At 72.4% G+C, this 26,496-nt stretch carries 20 protein-coding genes and 1 tRNA gene; 11 read left to right on the top strand and 10 right to left on the bottom strand.

The annotated features are described in order from the left end of the window. Positions 1-2 precede the first annotated feature (2 nt). Positions 3-2,192, bottom strand: coding sequence for an N-acetylmuramoyl-L-alanine amidase (locus ACZ6QO_RS15560; RefSeq protein ID WP_465851184.1), 2,190 nt, complete (start codon positions 2,190-2,192; stop codon positions 3-5). Between the two features lie 256 nt (positions 2,193-2,448). Here ACZ6QO_RS15560 and ACZ6QO_RS15555 point away from each other — a divergent pair, with 256 nt between their 5' ends. From ACZ6QO_RS15555 to ACZ6QO_RS15520, 8 genes are all read left to right on the top strand, one after another. After that, on the top strand, positions 2,449-5,010 hold the full coding sequence (locus tag ACZ6QO_RS15555; RefSeq protein ID WP_465851182.1) for a glutamate--cysteine ligase: 2,562 nt from the start codon (positions 2,449-2,451) through the stop codon (positions 5,008-5,010). Then, complete coding sequence (locus tag ACZ6QO_RS15550) at positions 5,010-6,839, top strand: N-acetylglutaminylglutamine amidotransferase (RefSeq protein WP_465851181.1); 1,830 nt, start codon at positions 5,010-5,012, stop codon at positions 6,837-6,839. The genes ACZ6QO_RS15555 and ACZ6QO_RS15550 overlap by 1 nt, the downstream gene beginning before the upstream one ends. Further along, positions 6,815-8,596, top strand: a complete 1,782-nt coding sequence (locus ACZ6QO_RS15545) for a S9 family peptidase (RefSeq protein ID WP_465851179.1) — start codon at positions 6,815-6,817, stop codon at positions 8,594-8,596. Before ACZ6QO_RS15550 ends, ACZ6QO_RS15545 begins: the two co-directional genes overlap by 25 nt. A gap of 25 nt (positions 8,597-8,621) precedes the next feature. Next, a complete protein-coding gene (locus tag ACZ6QO_RS15540) occupies positions 8,622-9,527 on the top strand; it encodes an alpha/beta hydrolase (RefSeq protein WP_465851177.1) in 906 nt (301 codons plus the stop codon). Positions 9,528-9,536: 9 nt separating this feature from the next. Then, positions 9,537-10,487: a ribonuclease Z gene (locus ACZ6QO_RS15535; protein ID WP_465851175.1), complete on the top strand. Its 951-nt coding sequence runs from the start codon at positions 9,537-9,539 to the stop codon at positions 10,485-10,487. 26 nt (positions 10,488-10,513) lie between these two features. Beyond that, positions 10,514-11,302 (top strand): IclR family transcriptional regulator, encoded by a 789-nt coding sequence (locus ACZ6QO_RS15530; RefSeq protein WP_465851174.1) that lies wholly within the window; start codon positions 10,514-10,516, stop codon positions 11,300-11,302. A gap of 106 nt (positions 11,303-11,408) precedes the next feature. Further along, positions 11,409-12,422 carry a zinc-dependent alcohol dehydrogenase gene (locus ACZ6QO_RS15525; protein WP_465851172.1) on the top strand — a complete coding sequence of 338 codons (1,014 nt, stop codon included), beginning with the start codon at positions 11,409-11,411 and terminating at the stop codon, positions 12,420-12,422. A gap of 25 nt (positions 12,423-12,447) precedes the next feature. Then, entirely contained in the window at positions 12,448-13,464 is a 1,017-nt protein-coding gene (locus ACZ6QO_RS15520; RefSeq protein ID WP_465851170.1) for a zinc-dependent alcohol dehydrogenase, read from the top strand. Between the two features lie 21 nt (positions 13,465-13,485). Here ACZ6QO_RS15520 and ACZ6QO_RS15515 read toward each other — a convergent pair whose 3' ends face one another. From ACZ6QO_RS15515 to ACZ6QO_RS15505, 3 genes are all read right to left on the bottom strand, one after another. Then, complete coding sequence (locus ACZ6QO_RS15515) at positions 13,486-15,201, bottom strand: IlvD/Edd family dehydratase (protein ID WP_465851168.1); 1,716 nt, start codon at positions 15,199-15,201, stop codon at positions 13,486-13,488. Positions 15,202-15,529: 328 nt separating this feature from the next. Then, positions 15,530-15,606, bottom strand: a tRNA-Met gene (locus tag ACZ6QO_RS15510). 172 nt (positions 15,607-15,778) lie between these two features. Next, positions 15,779-16,213 carry a hypothetical protein gene (locus ACZ6QO_RS15505; protein WP_465851166.1) on the bottom strand — a complete coding sequence of 145 codons (435 nt, stop codon included), beginning with the start codon at positions 16,211-16,213 and terminating at the stop codon, positions 15,779-15,781. Positions 16,214-16,355: 142 nt separating this feature from the next. Here ACZ6QO_RS15505 and ACZ6QO_RS15500 point away from each other — a divergent pair, with 142 nt between their 5' ends. Beyond that, positions 16,356-17,267 (top strand): LLM class F420-dependent oxidoreductase, encoded by a 912-nt coding sequence (locus tag ACZ6QO_RS15500; protein WP_465851164.1) that lies wholly within the window; start codon positions 16,356-16,358, stop codon positions 17,265-17,267. A gap of 21 nt (positions 17,268-17,288) precedes the next feature. Here the strand turns inward: ACZ6QO_RS15500 and ACZ6QO_RS15495 are convergent, their stop codons facing one another. The 5 genes from ACZ6QO_RS15495 to ACZ6QO_RS15475 form a co-directional block, all read right to left on the bottom strand. Then, a complete protein-coding gene (locus tag ACZ6QO_RS15495) occupies positions 17,289-19,934 on the bottom strand; it encodes a PEP/pyruvate-binding domain-containing protein (RefSeq protein WP_465851162.1) in 2,646 nt (881 codons plus the stop codon). 146 nt (positions 19,935-20,080) lie between these two features. After that, the gene (locus tag ACZ6QO_RS15490; RefSeq protein WP_465851160.1) at positions 20,081-20,800 is read right to left on the bottom strand and encodes an SDR family oxidoreductase; all 720 of its coding nucleotides are present in this window, start codon (positions 20,798-20,800) and stop codon (positions 20,081-20,083) included. Positions 20,801-20,966: 166 nt separating this feature from the next. Beyond that, the gene (locus ACZ6QO_RS15485; protein ID WP_465851159.1) at positions 20,967-21,617 is read right to left on the bottom strand and encodes a VC0807 family protein; all 651 of its coding nucleotides are present in this window, start codon (positions 21,615-21,617) and stop codon (positions 20,967-20,969) included. A 374-nt stretch (positions 21,618-21,991) separates the two neighbouring features. After that, positions 21,992-22,657 (bottom strand): leucine efflux protein LeuE, encoded by a 666-nt coding sequence (gene leuE, locus ACZ6QO_RS15480; RefSeq protein ID WP_465851157.1) that lies wholly within the window; start codon positions 22,655-22,657, stop codon positions 21,992-21,994. Between the two features lie 157 nt (positions 22,658-22,814). After that, positions 22,815-23,003 (bottom strand): hypothetical protein, encoded by a 189-nt coding sequence (locus ACZ6QO_RS15475; protein WP_465851155.1) that lies wholly within the window; start codon positions 23,001-23,003, stop codon positions 22,815-22,817. Between ACZ6QO_RS15475 and ACZ6QO_RS15470 the strand changes: the two genes are divergently transcribed. Both ACZ6QO_RS15470 and ACZ6QO_RS15465 read left to right on the top strand, forming a co-directional pair. Next, the gene (locus ACZ6QO_RS15470) at positions 23,002-23,142 is read left to right on the top strand and encodes a hypothetical protein (protein WP_465851153.1); all 141 of its coding nucleotides are present in this window, start codon (positions 23,002-23,004) and stop codon (positions 23,140-23,142) included. The genes ACZ6QO_RS15475 and ACZ6QO_RS15470 overlap by 2 nt on opposite strands. Positions 23,143-23,539: 397 nt before the next feature. Then, positions 23,540-24,787, top strand: coding sequence for a hypothetical protein (locus ACZ6QO_RS15465; RefSeq protein ID WP_465851151.1), 1,248 nt, complete (start codon positions 23,540-23,542; stop codon positions 24,785-24,787). Positions 24,788-24,811: 24 nt separating this feature from the next. Here ACZ6QO_RS15465 and ACZ6QO_RS15460 read toward each other — a convergent pair whose 3' ends face one another. Further along, the gene (locus ACZ6QO_RS15460) at positions 24,812-25,861 is read right to left on the bottom strand and encodes an AI-2E family transporter (RefSeq protein ID WP_465851149.1); all 1,050 of its coding nucleotides are present in this window, start codon (positions 25,859-25,861) and stop codon (positions 24,812-24,814) included. Between the last annotated feature and the right edge of the window lie 635 nt (positions 25,862-26,496).

Genomic DNA, 26,496 nt, shown 5'->3' with positions numbered 1-26,496 from the left:
GATCAGAACGGGCGCACCCTGGTGGTGGGCGCGGACGTCGCGCTCGCGCCGGTGTAGGCGACCGCCGACACCGTCACCCGGACCGTGAGCCGGGCGCCGCGGTCGTGCCCGGTGAGGTGGTAGGTCGCGCGGGTGGCGCCCTTGACGGGGACGCCGTCGCGCAGCCACTGGTAGGCGACCTTGTCGGGGGACGGCCGCCAAACGCCGGGGGAGGCGGTCAGCGTGCGGCCAACCTTGGCGACGCCGGACACGGCCGGCGGCGCGATGCCGGTCATCGGGGGCATGCGGGCGTCGTGCAGGTCGACCTCGCCGGCGCGGACGAACACCTGCCGGTGGGCGTACCACAGCTGGTAGTACCGGTCCTGGCCCTTGAGGTCGGTGCGGTCGCCGGGCGCGGACCCGTCGAAGCTGGTCGCGCGGTAGTAGTCGGTGACGACGTCCTCGTCGCTGACCGCGTACTCCTGCCCGGCCGGGATCTTGTACTCCAGCGGAGACAGCGCCTGCACCGGGATGCCGGTGCCGGCGTAGGCCGAGGCCTCGGGGTAGGCGCGGCCGTAGACGCCGGCCGGCGTCGTCGCCGACTTCGCCGTGACGGTCCTGGCCACGGTGCGGACCACGACCGGCCTGCTCGCGGGGTTGTGCAGCCAGGCCGGCGACCCGGCCCACCACACGCCGAGCCAGTCGCCCTGGACCTGCGCCACGACGAGCTTCTGGCCGGAGGTGACGCGTGCGCTGATGTCGCTCACGTAGGTGGTGCCGTCCTCGCCGCCCGGCTTCCAGCCCGGGTCCCTGGCCAGTGGCGCCTCCTCGGAGGGCGACTGGCGCAGCGGGACGAAGTTGGCGCCCGCGCCGGGGACGCAGTCGGGGGAGTTCGGCGAGGCCACCGCGCACCCGGTGACGGTCTGGGGGTTGCCGGCGTAGCCGGTGCGCACCTCGACGACGTCACCGGCCGCGATCTCCGTCGTGGTCTCGCGCCCGCCGCCGATGGGCGCGCCGAGCAGCTCGAAGTAGTGGTCCCAGTCCCAGTACGGCCCTGGGTCCCAGTGCACGCTCTTGGTGTTGCCGAACACCGTTCCCGGCACCTGGTCGTGCCCGATGACGTGGGCGCGGTCGAGCGGGATGCCGTACTTGGCGGCCAGGTGCCGCACCAGCGCGGCCGAGGTCTGGTACATCGACTCGGTGAACCAGGCGGCGGTGCCGGCGAAGCCCTCGTGCTCGATGCCGATCGAGTGCGCGTTCACGTACCAGTTGCCGGCGTGCCAGCCCACGTCCTTGGGGTCGAGGTGCTGGGCGATGTGCCCGTCCGAGGAGCGGATGGTGTAGTTCCACGCCAGGTAGGCCGGGTCCTGCACCAGCCGCACGGACGGCTCGTAGTAGCCCTCGGTGTCGTGGATGACGATGTACCGCAGCCTGGGGCCGCCCGGCCCGGTGCGGTCGGCGATATCGTGGTTGCCGTAGTCGGTGGTGCCGTCGGGGTCGGCGGCGTCGCCCTTGGCGTACGGCGCCTCGATCCACTCGCAGTCCAGGCCGGCCGGGCAGTCGACCTCCACCGCGGAGGCGGCCGGGCCGGGGGCCGCGGCCGAGGCGTCGGGGGCCAGGGTGACCCGCTCGCCGTCCGCGGTGCGGCGGCTCTGGCCGTTCTTCAGCGTCCGGTACACCTGCGCGGCGAAGTCCTTCTTGCCGCCGAGGCGGGCGACCGCGCCGTACCAGTCCGCCTGCCCGCCGTCCCGGTGGTAGGAGGCCAGCAGCGCCGCGCCACCGCAGACGCCGGCGTCCGCGTCCTGCTTCAGGGCGGTCGCCGAGAGCCCGGTCAGGGCGGCCGCGGCGTCGATCTGGCTCCGCGGCGAAGCCGCGCGGCCCTTGCCGGCGCCGTCCCTTGCCGGCGGGGTCTGGGCGCTCAGGTCGAACAGCCCGTAGCCGCCGTCGCCGCTGGGGCGGCCCTGGTGGTCGTCCCAGCGCGACTGCATGTAGGCGACCGCCTTCAGCAACCGCACCGGGACGCCGGTGGCCGCGGCCGCCGCGGAGAACGCCGCCTCGCGGGACGGCGCGGACAGGGTCTCCGCGCAGGAGACGGACGGAGCGGACGGGGCGGACGCGCTGCCGTCGCCGGTCGCCAGGGCGGCGGTGGCGGCTGACAACAGGAAGGCCGCGGCCACGCCGGCCACGGCCATGCTGCGTGCGGGAGATCTCACGATATGTGACTCCTTTTCGACTGCCCGGGAGTGGGGGCTTCCAGGCAGGAGCCATCACATCTCTGCGACGACCTTAAGCGCCAGAGGACACAGTAAAGAATCGGTTAAGACCGGGAGCAAAGTCGGGAACGGGGCCATGTGTGCGAGTTGCGGCGCCTCACCGGTCGCCCACTTGCGGTGTGACGTGCTTTTTGCTCCGTTGTGGGCAGTGGGCCATCAAGCAACGGCCTGCTAAAGGGCGAAAAAGGATGGTGGGATGTCGGGTCACGGGGAGTCGATCGCCGTAGGTGTCGAAGAGGAATTCCACGTCGTGGACCTTGAGACGCGTCACCTGGTCCCGCGGGCCGCGAACCTGCTGGAGCGCTTACCGAAGGACCGGTTCACCCACGAGCTCCAGCGCTCGGTGGTGGAGTCCAACAGCCGCCCCTACGTACGGCTGGAGGATCTCGGCCAGGACCTCACCGCACTGCGCCGCACGGTGGTCGAGGCCGCCGACGGCCTCGGCCTCGGCATCGTCGCCGCCGGCACGGTGCCGCTGGTGGACCCCGCCGCGCTGAAGATCTCGCCGGACGCGCGGTACGAGAAGATGCTGGAGGACTACCAGCTGCTCACCCGCGAGCAGCTCATCTGCGGCGCCCAGGTTCACGTGGACGTGTCCGACCGCGACGTCGCCGTCGAGGTGGCCCACCGCGCCGCCCGGTGGCTGCCGCCGCTGCTGGCGCTCAGCGCCAGCTCCCCGTACTGGATGGGGGCCGACAGCGGGTACGCCAGCTCCCGCACCCTGGTCTGGCAGCGCTGGCCGACCACCGGGCCGGTGCGCCGGTTCTCCTCCGCTGCCGAGTACGACCGAATGGTCGACGAGCTGGTGCGGTCCGGGGTGATCAGCGACCCCGGGATGATCTACTTCGACGTCCGGCCCTCGGCGCACCTGCCGACGGTCGAGATGCGCATGTGCGACGCCTGCCCCCGGGTGGAGGACGTCGTGCTGCTGGCCGGCGTCTTCCGCGCGGTGGTCATGCGCGAGCTGGACGCCATCGAGAACGAGGGGCCCGTCCAGCACGAGGTGCCCATGGAGCTGGTGCGGGCCGCCACCTGGCGGTCCGCCCGCTCGGGCCTGGAAGGCCTCCTCGTCGACCCGGCGGACGGCACGCCGCGGCCCGTGGGCGAGGTCATCAGGCGCATGCTCGACGGCCTGCGTCCCCAGCTGGAGGCGACCGGCGACTGGGAGTCGGTCACCACGCTGGCCGAGTACGCGCTCGGCCGGGGAAGCTCGGCCGAGCGCCAGCGGCAGATCATCGCGCACGGCGGCACCCTGGCCGACGTGGTCGACCGGCTGGTCGCCGTGACCAGGTCCGACGGCTGGCAGGCCGAGTTCGGCGGGCCCTCCCCGCGCCTGAGCACCGAGCTGCTCGACGACTACCGGGCCGTGCAGGACGAGGCCGTGATCGAGGGCATCGTGCGCGAGCCGTACCAGCCCATCGTCCAGGTGCTGGACAAGCTCGGCTCCGCCGAGCTGCGCAGGCGCGAGGCCGTGCGCGACGACTACATGAAGCGCACCGGCATGGCCTTCCGCGTCGACGGCGCCGAGGGAGGGGAAGGCGGCGCGCTCGACCGGGACGGCGCGGGCGGCGGACGCAAGATGCCGCTGGACCTGGTGCCGCGGTTGATCGCGGGCGACGACTGGGCCAAGATCAGCGAGGGCCTGCCCCAGCGGGTGCGCGCGCTGGAGGCGTTCCTGCGCGACGTGTACGGCAGACGCGAGGCGATCAAGGACCGGGTGCTCCCGGCGTGGATCGTCGACGAGTCCCCCGGCTACCGCGCCGCCGGCCGGCGGGTGCACAGCGCCGCGACCAGGTGCACGGTCGCCGGCCTGGACGTCGCCCGCGACGGGGCCGGACGCTGGGTCGTCCTGGAGGACAACCTCAGAGTGCCCTCCGGCATCGGCTACGCGGTGGGCAACCGCCGCACGGCGCTGCACACGCTCCCCGAACTCGACCGCGACGGCGTCCTCGACCCCGAAGGCTCCGCGGCGCTGCTGCGCGGGGCGCTGCTCGCGGCGTCCCCGGCGGACGCCCCCGCCCTCGGCGTGGTGACCTCGGGGCCGAGCGACCCCGCCTACTACGAGCACCGCGCCCTCGCCGAGGAGATGGACGCCGTCCTGGCCGAGCCGGGCGATCTGTCGGTGCGCGACGGCGTCGTGTACGCCGCCGGGCGGCGGGTCGACGTGCTCTACCGCAGGATCGACGAGGACGACCTGCTGGGCGGCCCGCTCGGCGACGCGCTGCTCGACGCCGTCGAGCGCGGCGCGCTCACCCTGGCCAACGCGCCCGGCAACGGGCTCGCCGACGACAAGAGCCTGTACCGCTACGTGCCCCGCCTCATCGACTACTACCTGGGAGAACGCCCGTTGCTCGCCAATGTCCCCACCTACCTGTGCCGCGAGCCGGAAGACCGCGAGCAGGTGCTCGACCGCCTGCCGGAGCTGGTGGTCAAGCCGGTGGACGGCTACGGCGGCCAAGGGGTGATCATCGGTGGGCTCGCCTCCGCGCGCGAGCTGGAGGAGGTTCGCGAGCGCATCCTCGCCGAGCCCGAGCGGTGGGTCGCCCAGGAGACGATCGCCCTGTCCACCCATCCGACCTTCGACGGCGAGCGGCTGCGCCCGCACGCGGTGGACCTGCGCGCGTTCGTGTTCCTCGGCGAGCGGCCGGTCGTCCCGCAAGCCGCGCTGACCCGCGTCGCCCCGCACGGCAGCATGATCGTCAACTCCTCGCAGGGCGGCGGGGCCAAGGACACCTGGCTCATGCGGGAGGTCCTCTGATGTGCGGATTCAGCGGTGAGATCCGCTTCGACGGCCGCACGGCCGACATCGGCGCCGTCGAGCGGATGACGGCCACCATGGCCGACCGCGGGCCGGACGGCACCGGCCTTTGGTCCCTCGGCCCGGTCGCCCTCGGCCACCGGCGGCTGAGGATCATCGACCTGTCCGACCGGGGCGCCCAGCCCATGGTGGACGCCGAGGCCGGGCTCACCGGGGTGTTCAACGGCTGCCTGTACAACTACCGGGAGCTGCGCGAGGTGCTGCTGGCGGAGGGGTACCGCTTCTTCTCCACGTCTGACACCGAGGTCCTGCTCAAGGCCTACCGTCACTGGGGGCCGCGCTGCGTCGACCGCTTCAAGGGCATGTTCGCCTTCGCAGTCGCCGAGCGCGACACCGGCCGGCTCGTCCTCGGCCGCGACCGGCTCGGCATCAAGCCCCTCTACGTCACCCAGGACGCGTCCCGCCTGCGCTTCGCCTCCACCCTGCCCGCGCTGCTCGCCGGCGGGGGAGTGCCCACCGACATCGACCGGGTGGCGCTGCACCACTACATGACCTTCCACTCGGTGGTGCCCCCGCCCCGCACCATCCTGACCGGCGTGCGGAAGCTGCCGCCCGCCACGGTCCGCACCATCGAGCCCGACGGCACGTCCAGCGACGACCGCTACTGGGACCCGCCCTACACCCGCCCGTCCGGCGGCGCCCCCGGCAGCGGCGAGATGCAGCTCGACGTGCTGCGAGCGGGCCGGGACGAGATGGGCCCGGACGAGTGGCGCGAGGCCGTGCTGGACGCTCTGCGCGCCGCCGTACGGCGGCGCATGGTCGCCGACGTGCCGGTCGGCGTGCTGCTGTCGGGCGGCCTGGACTCCAGCCTGATCGTCGCCCTGCTGGCCGGCGAGGGGCAGCGGGGCCTGGCCACCTTCAGCGTCGGCTTCCGTGCGGCGGGCGGCGAGTCCGGAGACGAGTTCGCCTACTCCGACCTGGTCGCCCGGCGGTTCGGCACCGACCACCACCGCATCATGGTCGACGACCCGCGGCTGCTGCCGTCACTCGAACGGGCCGTGGCGGCGATGAGCGAGCCGATGGTCAGCCACGACTGCGTCGCCTTCCACCTGCTCGCGCAGGAGGTGTCCCGGCACGTCAAGGTGGTGCAGTCCGGACAGGGCGCCGACGAGGTGTTCGCCGGCTACGACTGGTACCCGCCGCTGGAGAACGTGGCGCGCGACGCCGCCGCCGACGCCTACGCGAAGGTCTTCTTCGACCGGCCGCACGAGGACCTGGCCCAGGTCCTCCAGCCCGGCTACCTGGCCGGTGAGGACGTCAGCGCCGACTTCGTCCGCCGCCACCTCGCCACGCCCGGCGCCGACACCGCGCTGGACGCCGTGCTGCGCCTGGACACCGGCGTCATGCTGGTCGACGACCCGGTCAAGCGGGTGGACAACATGACGATGGCGTTCGGCCTGGAGGCCCGCACGCCGTTCCTCGACCACGAGCTGGTGGAGCTGGCCGCCACCTGCCCGCCCGAGCTCAAACTGGCCTCCGGCGGCAAGGGAGTGCTCAAGGCTGCCGCGCGGGGCCTGGTCCCCGACGAGGTCATCGACCGGCCCAAGGGCTACTTCCCCGTCCCGGCCATCCGCCACATCCACGGGCCGTTCCTCGAACTGGTCCGCGACGCCCTCACCGGGCAGGCCGCCCGCTCGCGCGGGCTGTTCCGTCCCGACATGGTGGACAAGCTGCTCGCCGCGCCCGGCGAGCACAGAACGACCCTGGGAGCCAACGCGTTGTGGCAGCTTGGACTCCTGGAATTGTGGCTGCAAGCACAAGGAGTCTGACCGTCGACATCTCATGGACCTGCCGGTCCCCCGCGTTGTCCCCCGACAACAAGGCCGTCGCGTACGTCAGCGACCGCGACGGCTCCCCGCGCGTCTGGGTCCAGCCGCTCACCCGCGAGGGGGCCCGGCGCGCGCGAGTGGTCGACACCGGCCCCGAGCCGGTCGGCGACGTGCTGTGGTCGCCCGACGGCGAGTGGCTGGCCGTCACCGTGTCGCCGGGCGGGGGAGAGCACACCCAGGTGTGGGCGGTGCGGCCGGACGGCGCCGACCGCCGCCTGCTCGCCGGCCCCGCCGGCACGGGCGGCGCCCCGGCCCAGGGCTCGGCGGTGTTCGTCCGCTGGACCGGGCAGGGCTCGACGCTGCTGGTCGCCGAGCTGTCCGCCTCCGGGGCGACCGAGGCGGTGCTCATCGACGCGGGCCTCGGCCACCGCGACACCATCGCGGCCGGGCCGCTGATGTGGCCGAGCGCGGTGAGCCGCGACCACAGCCGCGCCCTGCTGCGCCACGGCCCGCGCGGGATGCGCGAGATGTCGGTCGCCGACCTTCCGTTCGGCGAGGAGCGGCCGCTGCTGCCGCCCACGACCGACCTCGGCTCGCTGTCCCCGGACGGCGAGGTGGCCTACATCCGCTCCAACGCCGGCCGCGACCGCAGCGCGCTGATCGCCATGCCGGTGGGCGGCGCCCCGCAGGTCGTCGCCGAGCGTCCCGACGCCGAGCTCGACCGGTTCGCGGTCAGCATGGACGGCACCGTCGCGCTGCTGGCCTGGAACGTCGCCGGCCGCTCCGAGCTGCAGGTCGCCGACCTGATCGAGGGCGGCGTCCGGCCGCTCCCGCCGCCGCCGGTGGACGTGGTCGGCTCGGTGCGGCTGTCCCTGGACGGGTCGCTGGCCGTCATGGCGGGGGAGTCGCCCGACGCGCCGTCCCACGTGCTGCTGTGCGACCTTGCGACCGGCTCGTACCACCGGGTGGCCGGGGACGACCCGCTGCCCCACCGGATCCACGCCGAGCTGGTGCGCTTCCCGGCCAGGGACGGCCTGGAGCTCACCGGCTGGCTGTACCGCGCCGGCCCCGGCGCCGGGCCGTGCGCGATCCACCTGCACGGCGGCCCGGAGAGCCAGGAGCGGCCGACGTTCAACCCGCTGTTCCAGCGGCTGCTGGCCGCGGGCGTCAGCGTGCTGGCGCCCAACGTGCGCGGCTCGTCGGGCTTCGGACGCGCCTTCCAGGACGCCGACAACCACGCGCTGCGCTTCCACGCCATCGACGACGTCGCCGACTGCGTCGGCTACCTCGTCCAGGCCGGGGTCGCCGACCCGGCCAGGGTGGCGTGCATGGGCCGCTCCTACGGCGGCTATCTCACCCTCGCCGCGCTGGTGACCTACCCCGAGCTGTTCCGCGCCGGGGTCGACGTGTGCGGCATGGCCGACTTCGCCACCTTCTACGCCCGCACGGAACCGTGGATCGCCGCGGCGGCCGTCACCGAGTACGGCGACCCGGTGGCCGACCACGAGCTGCTGCGGGCGCTGTCGCCGCTGCACTCCTTCGACCGGCTGGCCGCGCCGCTGCTGGTCGTCCACGGGGCCCAGGACACCAACGTCCCGGTCCACGAGGCCGAGCAGGTCGTGGCCGCGGCCACCGCGCGCGGCGTCCCGTGCCGCTACCTGCTGTTCGAGGACGAGGGCCACGAGACCCTCCGCAAGGCCAACAAGATCGCCTTCATGGAGGCGGTGGCCGACTGGTTCGGCCGCTGGCTGGAGTGAGAGGGAGGCGCGCGGGAGGGCCGTCATGCGGTTGACTTACGGCATGGCCGATCACGTCCAGTTCAGCGCCGACGACGTCACGCTCGCCGGCGACCTGCGCGTCCCCTCCGGTGACGGGCCCCATCCGGCGCTGGTGCTCACCGGCCCGTTCACCGGCGTCAAAGAGCAGGTGACCGGGCTGTACGCCTCCCGGCTCGCCGACGCCGGCCATGTCACCCTGGCCTTCGACCACCGCAACTTCGGCGCCTCCGGGGGCCTGCCCCGGCGGCACGAGGATCCGCAGGGCAAACTGCGCGACCTGCGCGCCGCCGTCTCCTTCCTGCGCGGCCTGCCCATGGTCGACGCCGGGCGGGTCGGCGTCGTCGGCGTCTGCCTCGGCGCCGGCTACGCGCTGCGCTTCGCGGCGTTCGACCCCAGGGTGAAGGTCTTCGTCGGCATCGCGGGCGCCTACAACGACCCCTACGCCATGCGGGCGGGCATGTCCGAGCAGGGGTACCAACGGGCGCTGGCGTCCTTCACCGAGGTGCTCGAACGGCAGGACCAGGGCGGCGAGGTCGAGTACCTCCCGGCGGTGGCCGAGTCCGGCGAGGCGGCCATGCCGGGGGACGAGCCGTTCGCCTACTACGGCACCGAGCGGTCGGCCGCGCCCTCGTGGGAGAACGAGGTGACCAGGGCGTCGATCCGCGAGCTGATCACCGTGGACAACATGATGGGCGCCGACTTCCTGTCGCCCAAGCCCGGCCTCATCGTGCACGGCGTCGTCGACCGCTTCTGCTCCCCCGAGGGCGCCGAGGAGGCCTACAAGCGCATGGGCGAGCCCAAAGAGATCGTCTGGCTGGACGCCAAGCAGCACATCGACCTGTACGACACCGAGCCGTACGTCTCACAGGCGGTCGCCGAGACGGCCCGGTTCCTCGCCGAGCACCTGTGAGGGCCGGCGGTGTCATCGCGCGAGCTGGTCGTGCTCGGGACGGGCAGTCAGACGCCCACCCGGCGGCGCAACCACAACGGCTACCTGCTGCGCTGGGACGGCCTGGGGCTGCTGTTCGATCCGGGTGAGGGCACTCAGCGGCAGATGATAATGGCCGGGGTCGCCGCGACCGACGTGAACCGCATCCTGATCAGCCATTTCCACGGCGACCACTGCCTCGGGGTGCCCGGGGTGATCCAGCGCATCTCCCTGGACCGCGTGCCGCACCCGGTGTACGCCCACTTCCCCGCGGCGGGCGCGGAGTACTTCGCCCGGCTGCGCCACGCGAGCTCCTACCACGAGGCGGCCACCGTGATCGCCCAGCCGGTCCAGGGGCCCGGGGTGATCGCCGAAGGCCGGTTCGGCGTGATCGAGGCGCGTCCCCTCGACCACCCGGTGCCGGCGTTCGGGTACCGGCTGGTCGAGCCCGACGGGCGCCGGATGCTGCCCGACCGGCTGCGCGAGCGCGGCGTCGCCGGCCCGCGCGTGGGCGAGCTGCAGCGCGAGGGCGTCGTACGGGCCGGCGGGCGCGCGGTGACGCTGGAGGAGGTCAGCGTGCCGCGCCGGGGGCAGCGGTTCGCGTTCGTCATGGACACCCGGCTCTGCGACGAGGTCTTCGCCCTGGCCGAGGGCGCCGACCTGCTGGTGATCGAGTCGACGTTCCTGGACGAGGACGCCCGGCTCGCGCGCGACTTCGGCCACCTGACCGCGGGGGAGGCCGGCCGCGTGGCCCGCGAGTGCGGGGTGCGGCGCCTGGTGCTGACCCACTTCTCCCAGCGCTACAGCGACCCGGCGCACTTCGGCGCCCAGGCCGCCCGCCACTTCCCCGGCGAGATCGTGGTCGCCGAGGACCTGGTCCGCGTCGCCGTCCCGTCCCGGCGGATCCCGGCGACGACATCCAGGCGAGTCAATTCCGAATAGTGAAATGCTGGTCTACGATATGGAATGTGGCTGAGGACGGCGGCACCGAGATCGAAGACGCGCGGCGTCTCGTCGGCGCCGACCGCGTCCTCGCCATCCTCGCCGAGCTGGCACGTCATCCCGAGGGCATCGCGCTCGAAGAGATGGCGCGCGTGGCGGCGAGTCCCAAACCGACCGTGCACCGCGCGCTGGCCTCGCTGTCGCGCTTCGGCTTCGCCGCCAAGAACAGCCGCGGCCACTACGTGCTGGGCGACGAGTTCCTGCGCCTGGCCTTCGCCCACCACGAGGCCCGCCCCGACCACGTGCGCGTCGGGCCGCTCCTGCACGCCCTGGCCGAGCGCTACGGCGAGACCGCGCACTACGCGATCCTGGACGGCGCGACGGTGGTCTACCGGTCCAAGGCCGACTCGCCGCACGGCGCGGTCAAGCTGACCTCCACAGTGGGCGGGCGCAACCCCGCCCACTGCACCGCCGTCGGCAAGATGCTCCTCGCCCACGCGCTGCCCGACGACGACGCCGTCACCGCCTGGGCCGGCGGGCGCGCGCTGGAGCGCCGCACCGCCAACACGCTGACCACCGCGCGAGCCCTGGCCGCCGAGCTGCGCGCCACCCGCGAACGGGGGTACGCCGTCGACGACCAGGAGAACGAGCCCGGCATCGTCTGTGTCGCGGTCCCCGCCTTCCTCACCTCGCCGACCGTGCCGAGCGGAGCGGTCAGCGTCTCCGCCCCGGCCTACCGCACCCCGCTCGACCGCCTCGTCGCGCAGGTGCCGGCCATCCGCGCCATGGTCGCCGAGCGCGAGGCCGCCCGGTGACCGGCGGACGGGCCGCCGGCCCCGGCCGCCGCCCTCGCGCCGGTCTCCCGTGCGCGCTCCCCTTCCGGCCGGGCCGCCGCCCGCGCGTCCCGCGGGTCCGGTAGGCATGCGCGCCTTCGTCGTCACCGGGCCCGGCGAGGCCGGCGTGCGCGACGTCGCGCCGCCCGAGCCGCGTCCCGGCGAGGTCGTCGTCGAGGTCGAGCGGGCCGGGGTGTGCGGCACCGACGTCGAGTTCTTCACCGGCCACATGTCCTACCTGCACACCGGCCAGGCCGGCTACCCGGTCCGCATAGGGCATGAGTGGTCGGGGATCGTGCGCGCTCTCGGCGACGGGGTCGAGCCGTCCTGGCTCGGCCGCCGGGTCACCGGCGAGACCATGCTCGGCTGCGGCCGCTGCGAACGCTGCGCGAGCGGGCGCCGCCACGTGTGCGCGGACCGGTACGAGGTCGGCATCCGCAACGGGTGGCCCGGCGCCCTCGCCGAGCGGCTGCCCGTCCCGGTGACCGCGCTGCACCCCCTGCCGGACGGCATGGACCCCGCGCTCGGCGCCCTCGCCGAGCCCGGCGGCAACGCGCTGCGCGCCGTGCGCGGCGCGGCCCTCGCGCCGGGGGAGCGGCTGCTGGTCATGGGCCCGGGCGCGATCGGGCTGCTGGCCGCGCTGATCGCCGCCGCCCAGGGCGCGGAGGTCCACCTCCTCGGCCTCGCCGGCCCGTCCCTGGCCTTCGCCCGCTCGCTCGGGTTCGCGCACGTGTGGACCCGCGAGACGCTGCCCGGGCTGCGCTACGACGCCGTCATCGACGCCTCCAACGCGCCCGCCCTGCCCGCCCTCGCCGTGGACCTGGTCGAACCGGGGCGGCGGGTGGTGTTCATCGGCCTGTCGAGCGAGCCCAGCGCGGTCGACAGCCGCGCCGTCGTGCTGAAGGACGTGACCGTCGTCGGGGTGCTCAGCGCCTTCGGCGGCATGGCCGACGCCATCGGGCTGTACGCCTCGGGCGTGGTCGACCCGCGCCCGCTGGTGGCCGCGACGGTGCCCCTGGAGGAGGTGGCCGGCGTGCTGGCCGGCCGCCGCCCGCCCGCCTGGGGGCCCGCGCCCAAGATCCACGTGGATCCGCGGCGGTGACCGATCCCGACCTGACGGAGGCGACATGCGCGCACTGGTGTTCCACGGGCCCTGGGAGATGGCGGTCGAGGACCGCCCCGACCCCGGCCCCGGTCCCGGCGAGGCGCTGCTGGAGATCCTCGCCACCGGCATCTGCGGCTCTGACCTGCACGGCTACACCGGCGAGAACGGGCGCCGGCATCCGGGGCAGGTCATGGGCCACGAGACGGTCGGCCGGGTGCTCGCCGACCCGACGGGCGCCTGCCGTCCCGGCACCCTGGTCACGGTCAACCCGGTGATCGGCTGCGGGCGCTGCGCCGCCTGCGCGGCCGGCACGCCGCAGCGCTGCCCCGGCCGCCGGGTGATCGGCGTCCAGCCGGACATCAGCGCGGCGTTCGCCGAGCGCATGACGGCCCCCGCCCGCAACCTCGTCCCGCTGCCCGAGGGCACCCCGCCGGACATCGGCGGCCTGGTCGAGCCGCTCGCCGTCGGCCACCACGCCGTGGAGCGCGCCGCCCTCGCCGCGGGCGACAAGGTGTACGTGATCGGCGGCGGCCCCATCGGGCAGGCCGTGGCGCTCGCCGTCCGCCGCGCCGGCGACGCCCGCGTCGTGGTGGGCGAGCTCGACCCCGCGCGCCGCGACCTGCTGACCAGGCTCGGCTTCACCGCAATTGACCCGGTGGACCGGTCCGCCGCCGGCGTCAGGGCCGTCCTCGGCGGACCGGCCGACGTGGTGATCGACGCCGTCGGCTCGGCCCGCACGCTGCAGGACGCCTTCGAGGTGTCCGGGCTGGGCGCGCGCGTCGTCCTGCTCGGCATGGCGTCGCCCCGCGTCGAGATCGCCGCGTACGCCGTGAGCACCGAAGAGCGCACCATTCTGGGCAGCTTCACCTACGACGAGGCCGGGTTCCGCGACACCGCCGTGTGGGCGGCGGCGCACGCCGCCGAGCTGGAGCCGCTGATCGAGGGCCGCGTCGGCCTCGACGAGGCCCCCGCGACCTTCCGCGCGCTCGCCGAGGGCAGGCTCAAGGCGAGCAAGGTGCTCGTCCACCCCTCCCGGTGAGGACGAGCGACCTCGCCCGTGTCAGTGCGACTCGCGCGACACCTCGTGTCCGCTGGACCCGGCCAGGAAGTCCAGGTCGGCACCGGTGTCGGCGCCCATGACGGTGCGCACGTACAGGTCCTCCCAGCCGCGGCGGGGCCGGGCCAGGCCGTCGATCATCGCCTGCGACGGCGCCCGCAGGTCGAACTCCTCCTGGGGCACGTCGACGTCGATGCGCCTCGCCTCCACGTCCAGGGTGATCCAGTCGCCGGTGCGGACCCGGGCCAGCGGGCCGCCGGAGGCGCCCTCGGGGGCCACGTGCAGCACCACCGTCCCGTACGCGGTGCCGCTCATGCGCCCGTCACAGACCCGCACCATGTCGCGCACGCCCTCCTTGAGCAGCTTGGCGGGCAGCGGCATGTTCGACACCTCCGGCATGCCGGGATATCCCTTCGGCCCGCAGCCGCGCAGCACCAGCACCGAGTCGGCGTCCACGTCAAGCTCAGGGTCGTCGATGCGGGCGTGGAAGTCTTCGATGGAGTCGAAGACGACCGCGCGTCCTCGGTGGCGCAGCAGGTGGGGGGAGGCGGCCGCGGGCTTGATGATCGCCCCGTCGGGGGCCAGGTTGCCGCGGAGCACGGCGATGCCGGCCTCCGCCTGCAACGGCTCGCCGCGGGCCCGGATGACCTCGTGGTCCCAGATCTGCGCCTCGGGAAGGTAGTCGACCAGCGGACGGCCGGTGACGGTGATCGCGTCCTGGTCCAGCAGGTCCGCCACCTCGCGCAGCACGGCGTGCAGGCCGCCCGCGCGGTGGAAGTCCTCCATCAGGTGCCGCCCGGCGGGCTGCAGGTCCACCAGCAGCGGCACGCCGGCGCCGATGGCGTCGAAGTCGTCCAGCCCGAGCGGGACGCCGAGGCGCCCGGCGATCGCCAGCAGGTGCACCACGGCGTTGGTCGACCCGCCGAGGGCGGCCAGAGCGATGATCGCGTTGCGGAACGAGCCGCTGGTCAGCACCTGGCTGGGCCGGCGCTCCTCGGCGACCATCTCGACGATCAGGCGGCCGGTCTCGTGCGCGCGGGCGAGCAGCCTGCTGTCGGGGGCGGGCAGGCCGGCGGTGCCGGGAAGGGTGGTGCCGAGGGCCTCGGCGAGCAGGCCCATGGTGGAGGCGGTGCCCATCGTGTTGCAGTGCCCCCGGCTGCGGATCATCGAGGACTCGGAGTCCATGAACGCCTGCTGCGACAGCGTGCCGGCGCGGACCTCCTCGCTCAGCCGCCACACGTCGGTGCCGCAGCCCAGCGGCACTCCCCGGAAGGTGCCGGTCAGCATGGGGCCGCCGGGCACGACCACCGCCGGCAGGTCCACCGACGCCGCGGCCATCAGCAGCGACGGAATGGTCTTGTCGCAGCCGCCGAGCAGCACCACGCCGTCGATGGGGTTGGCGCGCAGCATTTCCTCGGTGGCCATCGCCGCCATGTTCCGCCACAGCATCGCGGTGGGGCGCACCTGCGTCTCGCCGAGCGACACCACCGGAAGGTTGAGCGGCACCCCGCCGGCCTCCCAGATGCCCTGCTTGACGCTCTCGGCCACCTCGTTGAGGTGACTGTTGCAGGGGGTCAGGTCGGAGGCGGAGTTGGCGATCGCGATCTGCGGCCGCCCCTCGAACGCGGTGCCGGGCACGCCACGGCGCATCCAGGCCCGGTGAATATAGGCGTTTCGGTCATCGCCGGCGTACCAGTGTGAACTACGAAGATCAGCCATCGCCTATTCCATTATTTGGAACGTTGGTTTGATAGACGGAACAGAGCACATCGTATCGTCACCCCCGCCGTTCGGGCACCCCCTGGAATCGGCGAGAGGCCGCCGTGCGTCCTTCCGGTCCGCGCCGATCGGCCGGGTCGGTGTCCGAGGGCGCCCTGCGGCGAGTCCGCGACCTCCCCGCCCGGATCGGCGCACGGCGAGACGGAGGAGGAGGCCTTGGGCGACGCACGCGGCGGGCGGCCCGGGACACGCGGCGGGCGGGAAGGGACGCGAGCCCGGGGACGACAAAAGGCCCTGGCCGCCGATTTCTCGGCGGCCAGGGCCTTCGTGGTAGCGGGGGCAGGATTTGAACCTGCGACCTCTGGGTTATGAGCCCAGCGAGCTACCGAGCTGCTCCACCCCGCGTCGGTGTTTCCCACCTTACCGCCGATCTCCGTACGCGCAAATCGCGAACGGCGCCGTGCCCGGCCGTCCAGCGGCGGGCGGCCGCGGCGGGGTGCGCATCCGCCGCCCGCCGGGCCCGCCGGACCCGCCGGGCGAGACGCCGGCCGGGCTTGCAGGGAAGGCCGCCCGGCGGTCAGGACGCGCAGGCCGTTCTGCCGGTGACCTCGACGTTCGGCCGGTCGGGGCGCACGGTGACGGTGAACACGATGCCGAGGGACTCCTTCTTCAGCACGCTGACGTTCACCCCGAAGCGCTCCTGCGCGCTCTCGCCCTCCTGGTAGCCCATGCGGTGGAGCTCCGAGGCCAGGATGGCGGTGACGGTCGACTGGCCCTGGGCTCCGGAGTCCGGGGGAAGGTCACCGGTGAGGGTATAGACGCTGCGCGCGGTGCCGGCCGGGCAGCCGGCGGTGTCGCGGGTGAGGGCCACGGACTTGCCCGGCAGCGACAGCCGGCTCAGCGCGGCGGCGTCGTCGCGCAGGAACTTCGCGGCCTGTTCGAAGGACGGCTCGGCGCCGCCGCAGGCGCAGGCCAGCGCCAGGACCAGACCGCACGCCGCGACACTCCGCATCCCCGTCACTCTACCGATCATCCGCAGTCCGGCACGGCGCGGGATCGGCGGCCGATCCGCGTCGCTCCGACGGGCGCGCATGCGTACGATGAGCGCACACGAACAGAATGAAATTCGGTATCTCGGAACGGACGGACGGACGATGCGCATCGGGCTGTACCTCAACGAGCCCTCGGGGCCGGACGCGATCGCCAAGCTGGAGGAGAGGATCGCCCGCGCCGCCGACGCGGGGTTCGCCTCGGCCTGGGTCTCCAACATCTTCGGGCTCGACGCCCTCACCGCGCTCGCGGTCGCGGGCGCCAGGGTGCCGGACATCGAACTCGGCACCGCCGTCGTGCCGACCTACCCCCGCCACCCGGCCGTCCTGGCCCAGCAGGCGCTCACCACCGACCTGGCCCTCGGCGGGCGGCTCGCGCTCGGCGTGGGGCTGTCCCACCGGCTCGTCATCGAGGACATGTACGGCTACGACTACGACAAGCCGGCGCGCCACATGCGCGAGTACCTGTCGGTGCTGGTCCCCCTGCTCCGCGGCGAGCAGGCCGACTTCGACGGCGACACCCTCCGGGCGCACATCGCCCTCGGCACCCCGCGCGCGGAGGGGGAACTGCCCGTGCTGATCGCCGCGCTCGCGCCCCGCATGCTGCGCCTGGCCGGAGAGCGGGCGGACGGCACGATCTTGTGGATGACCGGGCCCAAGACCGTCGCCGAGCACGTCGTCCCGGCCATCACCGAGGCCGCCCGGGAGGCCGGACGCCCGGCCCCGCGCATCGTGTGCGCGCTGCCGGTCGCCGTCACCGGGGACAAGGACGCCGCCAGGGAGCGCGCCTCGGACGTCTTCGCCATCTACGGCAAGCTCCCCTCCTACCGTGCGATGCTCGACCGGGAGGGCGCGGCGGGCCCCGGCGACGTGGCGATCGTGGGCGAGGAGGACGAGGTCGCCGCCCAGATCGCCGACCTGGCCGCACTCGGCGTGACCGACTTCGCCGCCGCCACGTTCGCCGACGGGGACGACGCCGAGCGCACCCGGCGCTTCCTCGCCGGCCTGGTCTCCTGACGGCGGCCCGGCTTCGACGGGTCAGGCGGGCGGATCGGCCAGGCTGACCGAACCGGTGGTGCCGTCGACGGTGATCACGTCGCCGGTCGCGATGCGCGTGGTGGCGTCGGGGACCCCGACGGCCGCGGGGATGCCGTACTCGCGTGCCACCACCGCGCCGTGGGAGTTCGCCCCGCCCATCTCCATCACCAGGCCCCCCGCCGTGAGGAACAGCGGCGTCCAGCCCGGGTCGGTGGACGGGGCGACGAGGATCTCCCCGGGCGACAGGTGGGCGCCCACCGGGTCGAGGATGACGCGCGCCGTGCCGGTCACCGTGCCGGGCGAGGCCGGAGTGCCGGTGAGGGCGCCCTCGACGGGCGTGGCGGCGCCGACCGCCTCCGGCTCGGTGCCGTCCGACAGCATGACGCGGGGGATGTGCCGGCGGCGCAGCTCCCGCTCGTAGGTCGCGCGCCGCGTCCGGACGAGCGCGCGCTGGTCGGCGCCGGCGAGCCCGGCGCGGGCCTCGGCGATGCTCAGCATGAACACATCGCCGGGCTCCTCCAGCAGCCCGCGCCCGGCCAGCTCGCCGCCGACCGCCGCCAGGTGCCCGCGCATCTCGCCGAGGGCCACGATGAAGTTGTACTTGGGCATCTCCCGGGCGCCGGCGAGCTCCCGCGTGCGCCCCAGCGCGAAGCGGACGACGCGCCCCCGCAGGCCGCCGGCGCGGCGGGCCAGCGTGTCGATCATCGCCTCCGCCTCGCGCGCCACCCGGGCGAACTGCGCGTCGGGGGCCAGCGCGGGGTCGTCCTGCCGCAGGTAGTTGGCGAGCACGCCGAGCACGTGCGACGGGTCGTCCCGCCAGCGGGGCATGCCCACGTCGATCTCGGCCACGGCCCGGTGGCCGTAGCGGGCGAGGAAGCCGTCCAGCTCCTCGCGCAGCACGGCGGGCAGTTCGCCCTCCGGCAGCGACGGGCCGCTCAGCGCGAGGGCGGAGGGCTCGTCGGCCCGGATGCGGGCGGCCGCCTGCCACAGGGCCAGGTCCATCTCGGTGGTGACGTTGTGCGGCAGCCCGCGCAGCACGGTCGGCAGCTCGCCCGGCCTGGTGCGTCCCCGCAGCAGGCGGGCGGCCAGGCCCATCATCAGGAAGCCGGCGATCGGGCCAGGGACGATGTGCGGGATCATCGGCACCACCTGGGTGCCCAGGCAGCGTTCCACGTGGTCCAGCCGTTGCGCCGCCGTGGCGCCCTCCGCGAGCGCCAGCCGCTCGCGCAGCCGGTCGCCCACCCAGGCGATGCGCCGGCGGGAGGTCTCGGGATCGCGCACGGCCTGGATGATGCGCACCGGTATGCGGTACCTGGCCGCGATGCGGCCCAGCCGGCGCACCGCCGGCAGCGGCGAACGGTGGGTCACGCTCAGCCGTGGATCGTCGAACAGGCCGCGGAGCACGACCGCCGAGCGTGCCTCCATGAAGTCGAGCAGCCGGGGCACGATGGCGCGCCCCACGCGGCTGCGCATCACGCCGGTGACGTCCCCGAACAGGCGCATGCCCGGCTCCACGAGCGGCAGAGGGCCGTTGCGCGCGCCGTAGAGGGCGGCGACCGAGCCGGCCAGCGTGCGGAAGGCCGAGACCCCCATGGGAGTGATCGGCCGGTGCAGGCCCTGCGCCAGGCTGAAGCAGAAGTACACCCGCAGGCCGTCGGCGGGCGCCTCGGGCAGCGGATAGAGAGTGGTGATCGGCCGCGCCTGAGTGAGCCACAGGGCGCCGGAGGAGTCGATCGCCCACTCGGTGTCCTGGGGTGAGCCGTAGTGGTCCTCCACCCGTGTCCCGAGCTTCGCCAGGGCGATGATCTGGTCGTCGGTCAGGCACGGGCCGTCCGCTGCCTCCCGGCCGACCCGCTCGGTGCCGCCGCCCTCCACCGAACGGATCACGGTCAGCTTGTCGCCGAGCAGCCGCTTGGTGATCTTCTTGTCCGGGCTGACCACGAAATGGTCGGGGTTGACCCCGCCGGACACCACCGACTCGCCGAGTCCGGGACTGGCGTCGATCACCGTCTCGCGGCGCCGGCCGGTGACCGGGTTCGCGGTGAACATCACCCCGGCGACCTCGGCCTGTACCATGCGCTGGATCACCACGGCCAGGTGCACGGCGGCGTGGTCGATGCCGTTCGCCGCGCGGTAGGCGACCGCGCGGTCGGTCCACAGCGAGGCCCAGCACCGGCGTACGGCGTCGAGCACCGCGTCCGGGCCGACCACGTTCAGGTAGGTGTCCTGCTGGCCGGCGAAGCTGGCGTTGGGAAGGTCCTCGGCGGTGGCCGACGAGCGGACCGCCACAGGGCCGTCGGCGGCCTCCCGCGCGGCGCGGGCGATGTCGTCCGGGACGGGGGCGGCCAGGACGGCGGCGCGCGCCCGTCCGGCCAGCTCGGCCAGCGCGGCGGTGTCGCCGGGGGCGGTGCGCGTCAGCGCGTCCAGCACCTCCGCGAGCTCCGCGGTCTCGGCGACGCGGCGGTAGGCCCACGTGGTCAGGCAGAGCCCCGGCGGCACGGGCAGCCCGGCCCGGGTCAGCACGCCGAGGTTGGCCGCCTTGCCTCCGACCAGCGGCAGCAGGTCGGCCGTGATGTCGTCGAAGGCGAGGATGAGGGGGTGGTGCTCCAGGCCGGCGGGCCGGTGGTCACCGTCGGAGATGAGCATGGTCGTCTCTCCCTGTGCCGCCGGGTGGACGGGGCCCGCCCTTCCCCGGCGACGCTGTCCGTATGTGTGACTCCACGGTAAACTCATCAATCGTTGAAATCAACAGTTGATGAAATATGGACCCGCGGTCCCCGGTCGCCGCGGCCTCAGCTCATGGTGTTGCCGCCGTTCACCGCCAGGCGCTGGCCGGTGACGAAGCCGGCGCCGGGGGAGGCCAGGTACGCGACAGCCTCGGCCACGTCGGCGGGAACGCCCATGTGGCGGAGCGGGAGCCGGTCGCGGTAGTCGCTCCAGTCGTCGCCCGCGTGGCGCTCCACCGGTATCCAACCCGGCTCCACGGTGTTGACGGTGATGCCGAGCGGGCCGAGCTCGCGCGCCCACGAGCGGGTCAGGCCGTGCATGGCCGCCTTCGCCGACACGTAGTGCCCGAAGTCGGTGTTGCCGAGGTCGGCGACCTCGCTGCCGATGTTGATGACGCGCCCGCCGCCCGCGGCCTTCAGGTCGGGCAGCACGGCGTGCAGGAGCAGCAGCGGCGCCTTGACGAAGAACCGGAGCTGGTCGAGGTGGTCCTGCCAGGTCTGCTTCTCGATCGGCATCATCGGCTGCGGCCCGGTCGCGTTGTTCACCACGACGCTGATCGGGCCGACCCGCCGGCGGATGTCCTCGATGCCCGCCGCCACCTCGTCCTCGTCGGTGACGTCGAAGCGCGCCACGTACGCCGCGTCGCCGATGCGCCCGGCGACCGCGTTCGCTCCCGCGCTGTCGTGGGCGTAGTTGACGACGACCTTCCAGCCGTCGGTGGCCAGCCGCTCGGCGATGACCGCGCCGAGACCCCGCGACGCGCCGGTCACGAGTGCACACCCCATGGTCCTGTCCTCTCCTTGCCGGAAACGCCCTCATCTTTGCCCATATATGCGCATCCGCGTACCTGGTGAGCGCAGGTGAGACGTCAGGAGTCCTGGATCGCCCGGGATCGCTCCGGATGACTTCAGCGGAGAGCGAGGGAGGGGCCGCGAGGCGGGGGCCGTCAGGTCAGCCGGCGGTGATGGCGGGGGCGGGCGCGTCGGCGTGCAGGCGGTGCAGCACCCTGCGGAACGCGTAGATCGAGACGCCGACCGCGGCGCCGCTGATGACCGCGACCACCGACGTGCGCACCAGCAGGTAGGTGCCGATCGACTGGTGCAGCAGCAGCCAGATGCTGACCGCCGAGTTGGCCAGCAGCACGAAGGCCCACAGCAGCGTGATGCGGGCGAAGAAGCGCCGCATCCGTTCGTGCCGCAGCACGGCCGAGGGGAGGTGGATGTAGTCCAAGGTCAGCTTTTGCACGAGGGGCCGGTTCAGCCGGACCGAGGCCAGGAAGGCCATGCTGATGCAGATGGTGCCCAGTTCGGGCTGGAGGAAGTAGACGACGGCGCTGCCGGTCCACCAGCCGAGCGCCGCCCTGGCGGTGATGGCGATGGCGGCCAGCATCATCGTGCCGGGCACCGGACGGCGGCGCACGACCCGCCACAGGACGCCGGCGTACACCCAGCCCACCGCCGCAACCAGCGCCCCGTCCAGGCCGAGAACGGCCAAGGCGGCGTAGAAGACCGCGAGCGGGGCGACGACGCCTTCGAGGAGCCGGGGCACGGCCTGCCGGACGAGCGCGGTGATCCTCGGCAGGGTGAAGTGCGGAGCGTTCATGCTTCTCCCAGGGAGGACGTTGGATGACCGACGCTAAAGCTTCGACGCCTACCCTGGAACGGGATTGTCGAAACTCGGCTGAAACACCGAATTATGGCCGTTGGTGGCCCACCGTACACAATGTCTGAGTAAGACGTACATATGCAAGAAAAGATCGTTTAATTTGATCATTAATTGACGTGCGGTTGCGTGCTCGCCGCCCCCTCATCGACCGGTGGGCCCGGGTGCTCGCTGACTCTCATCGTGTCACACCCAGGTCGTAACACCGGCCGGGTTCGCGCCGAGATCTCGGCGCCGCGCCGCTCCTGTCGCTGGTGAGCGTCGCGCCGAAGGCGCACGACAACCGGGGGACGTGCCGCAGGAGGCCTCGGCCGTCACCCGAGGCTGGAGGTGGCCAGCCGGGCGCCGAACGCCAGGAACAGCGCCCCCACGCCCGAGGTGAGACCGGCCGACAGCCTGCGCCGCCGCCGGAACTGGTTGGCCAGATACACGCCGCCGAAAATCAGCGTTGACAGGTAGATAACGCTGAAGAATTGACAGATCGCGCCCAAGATCAGGAATGACAGCGCCGGCGCCCCGTAATGCGGGTCGACGAACTGCACGAAGAACGAGATGAAGAACAAGATCGCCTTGGGGTTGAGCAGGCTGATCGTCAGAGCCTTCCTGAACGGGTCGGCGAGGTCGGGCGCCGCCTCTCCCGGCGTCTCCTGTTCCCCCTTGCCGCGCCACGACCGCACGGCGGCGCGGATCATGTTGAAGCCCAGCCACGCCAGGTAGGCCGCCCCGGCGTACTTGACCACGTTGAACAGCAGCGGGGTCGACTGGAGCAGCGAGGCGACCCCGGCCGCCGACAGCACCATCAGCACGCTGTCTCCCACGAAGACGCCGCAGGCCGCGCGATAGCCGGTGCGCACGCCGCGTCGAGCCCCGACCGTCAGCACGTACAGCGAGTTGGGGCCGGGGAGCAGGATGATCAGGAACGCGCCGATCACGTAGGCCCAGATGTTGGTGATGCCGAAGAACATGCCGCTGAACTCCATAAACGCAGGGAGTTGTCACGTTATACCGAGACAACTGACCGTGCCGACCATATGTCGCCAGGCAGGCGAGTGGACCAGTGACCACCGCGCCGGCCTCGGCCGCCTCGGCCACCGCGACGTTCACCAAGCCGCAGGACTGGGGCAGCGGCTTCGAGGGCTAGTGCACGATCAGCAATGGCACATCGAGCCCGCTGAACGGCTGGGGCGTCGCCTTCGACCTGCCCGCCGACCTGCCCGCCGGCGCCGTAACCACCTTCGGCTTCAACGGCAGCCCGGGCAACTTCGCCGCGCCCCTCAACTCAAGCAGAACAATCCCGGCATCAAGACCATCGTGACGTTCGGCCATGGGCATCTCCGGCATGAACGGCCTGTCCGACCAGCAGGAGACCACCACGCCGGCGACGTGGACCCAGATCCGCGACTGGGCCAGGTCCAACGGGCTCGCGCGGCTGGCGTTCTGGTCGGTGAAACGCGACCGGCCCTGACCCGGCGGCGGCGTGCAGGCGGCGTGCAGCGGCATCGCCCAGAACGACTGGCAGTTCACTCAGATCACGCCGGCTCCTGATCGGCGGGCGGCCAACGGGAAAGCATTCTCCGGTGGCCGCCCGTCCCGGCAGCGGCCCGCCCGGACGCCGGACCATCCCTGCCGAGGCCGCCGCCGGGATCATGCCGGTCCTTCGGCGCGCGGTCACCTCGGACCATCAACGCGGGGCACCTGCGGATGTTGGGGCGTTCGACTGGGGGTTGAAATGACCATCTAACTGTTGATGTCACCCATAGGAGTCAAAACACTTCTTTGTGTGATCAATCCTGGATAGATGGTGGCAATTTTCCCACCCGAGTAGTCGGTATGGGCTGCGTTCCGGCAGGCTAGTGGGCGTCATGGACAACGCAATTCTCACGGGGTGCGTCCTCGTCTCAGGTGTCGTGCTGGCGATCGTGGCCCAATGGAAGGGCTGGCGGCCGTCGCTGACCGTCGCGCTCGCCGTCGGCATCGCGGTACGCGTCCTGATCATGATCTTGGCCGTGAAATCCACCTGGCAGCCCGTGGACTTCATGAAGAGCTTCAAACCGGCAGGCGACGCCATCCTCGCCCACCGCGATCCCGTGCTCGAAAGCAACGGGGGCTGGCACTTCCTGCCCACGATCCCGTACGTCTACGGCCTGCTGCTGTGGATGCACATCCCATGGGAGATCGCCGGACGCCTGGTCACCGTGGTGGCCGACATCATCCTGATCCCCCTGGTCGGCAAGCTGGCGGGCGGCAAGGACACCGGCCTGCGCGCCTTCCAGTACGCCTGCAACCCTCTCGCGGTGCTGGTCGCCTCAATCCACGGCCAGGTCGAGCCGGTCTCGCTGGTGTTCGGCGTCGCCGCCTTCGTCGTGGCTAGGAACGCCAGGACGTCCCGGCCCGTCCGCAACGCGATCGTCGCCGGCCTGCTGATGGGCCTCGCGCTGTGCGCCAAGAGTTGGCCGATCTGGCTGGTCCCCGGCATGCTGCTGTTCCTGCCGGACCTGCGCTCGCGCATCTACGCCTTCTTCGCCACCGGCGTCGCGCCGATCTTCTTCCTCGTGACGCTGCCGATCGGCGCGGGCACGTCCCTCGACCAGCTTCCCAAGGTGATCCGGACCATCGGCGACGTGCGTCCCATCATCGGCGAATGGGGATGGACCGCGCTCAAGACCGGTGGAGAGTGGGCCCTCGACGCCGACCTCGCACGTTACGGCCAGTGGGCGATCTACGGCACGCTGCTCGTGGTCGGCTTCCTGTGGCGGCGCGCCGATCCGATCGACCTGACCACGGCGCTGCTGCTGGCCTTCATGGTCGTCACGCCGAGGCTCGGCGCCCAGTACCTCATGTGGTTCATGCCGTTCCTCGTGGCGCGGCCGACGAGGTTCGCCTGGCCGGCCATCATCGGCACCTCTACCTGGGCCGGGGTGGGGTATCTCTATCTGACCCAGTTCGACGACGTGCGCTGGTGGTATCTGCACTCGCCGTGGGCGATGAGCTCGGCGGTGCTGCTGCCGGTTCTCGTCGCCGCCATGCCCTGGGGTGCGCGCCGAACCGGATGGTCCTCGCTCGCGTCCCGTCCGGGGGTTCCTCGCTCGCGGATCGGCGCCTCGGTCTGACGCGGGCGCGGAGGCGCCCGGCTATCAGGAACCCGGCCGTTCCGCGGGGATCTCGCCGGAGACCAGCGCGCCCGACCACTTCAGGTCGGGGTCGCTGTCGATCAGCAGGGCACGGGTCAGCAGAGTGAGCGGGATCGCGAGGAGCGCCCCGAGCGGTCCCAGCACCGTGGCCCAGATGATCAACGACAGGAAGGTGACCGTGGTGCTCAACCCGACCGCGTCACCGAGGAACTTCGGCTGGATGAACGACTGCACGACGATGTTGATCACCATGTACGCCACGATCACCAGGATCATGCTCCGCAGGCCGCCCGTCAGCAGGGCGAGCAGCGCGGGCGGCACCAGCCCGATGACGAACCCGATGTTCGGGATGTAGTTGGTGATCAGCGCCAGCACACCCCACAACAGGGGGAGCGGCACGCTCAGCAGGTACAGCGCGACCACGTCCAGCGCCGCGCAGATCAGGCCGAAGATCGTCGACACCAGCAGGTAACGGCGGGTCTTGTAGGCGAAGGTCGACAGCGCTTTGGTGATCGCCGGCCGCTCCGCCGCGGCGGCGGCCATGATGCGCGAGGTGACCGGCGCGTCCAGGCTCATCGCCAGCAGCAAGATCACTATCAGGAAGAGGCTGGACACCACGCCCAGCACGCTGCTCACCAGACCTTGGGCGACCTCGAAGATCTTTCCCGGGTCCAGCGACCGCAGGGCCTGGTTCACCTGGGGGGCGATGCCTCGCGCCGCCGCCCATGCCTGGGCGTCGGCCACCAGCTTGTTGAACTGGGCCGAATAGTCCGGCAGCAGCACGGCCATCTGGACGACGGCGGTGGTGAGGATCGCGACCATGCCCATCAAGACGACGATCACCGCGGAGAACGGCACGGCGACGACCAGCCAGCTGGGAGCCCGCCTGCGAACGAGCCAGCTTCTGATCGGGGAGACCGCAACGACCAGGACCAGGGCCAGGACGATGGGGCCGACGATCGCGTTGACCGCCTTGATGCCGGCCAGCACCACCACGGCCGCGGCCGCGACCAGCAGCATCACCAGCGCACGGGGTGTCCTGCGTTCGCTCACGGTGGTCAGCCTCGATCCGCTCGTGATTCTTCGGTCCTACCCGTTGTTGTACTGGTCTTGCCCCATACGCGAAAAGGTTCTACTCGATCGTTGCCTGTATTGGATCGAGGGCCGCGCCAGGGCTGCTAATCTTTTGTCGTCGGCATCGCCCGGCCACCAACCCGCTCACCACTTCACGTGGCTGAGACGTGCGCGGCGGCGGGAGCATGATGGCGACACCCCTCCAAAAGATCTTCGAAGCTTCGCTTGCGCAGCTGCGACAGACTGTGTAAGCTAGAGGGGTTGCCCTGGAGACGGGGCGGCCTGAATGCTAGATGGTTCGGGTGGTTGGAAGTCAAGTGCGGGTAACACCGCGATTTGGCTCTGATCGACCGGGTCGGCTAAAATGAAGGCAGACGAAATGAACGCCCCGGACGGGGGTCGGGCCCTGTGGGTCTGGTTTCCGGCTGGTGTACGCGTCCGTTTCTTGAGAACTCAACAGTGTGTTAAAAGCCAGTGCATGAATATGCATTACTCCCGTCTTCCGCGCCCCTTTTGGTTGTGGGTGTGGGGATGGTTTTCCTTTGGTTGGCATCCTGCATGTTGTGTGCGGGGTGTCTGCCGGGATGGTTCTTCAGACATTGTTTGGAGAGTTT

It is taken from the genome of Sphaerisporangium sp. NPDC049457, assembly GCF_055586705.1.
Note: the sequence above shows the minus strand (reverse complement) of the source record. Positions and strands in the feature narration are given on the sequence as shown.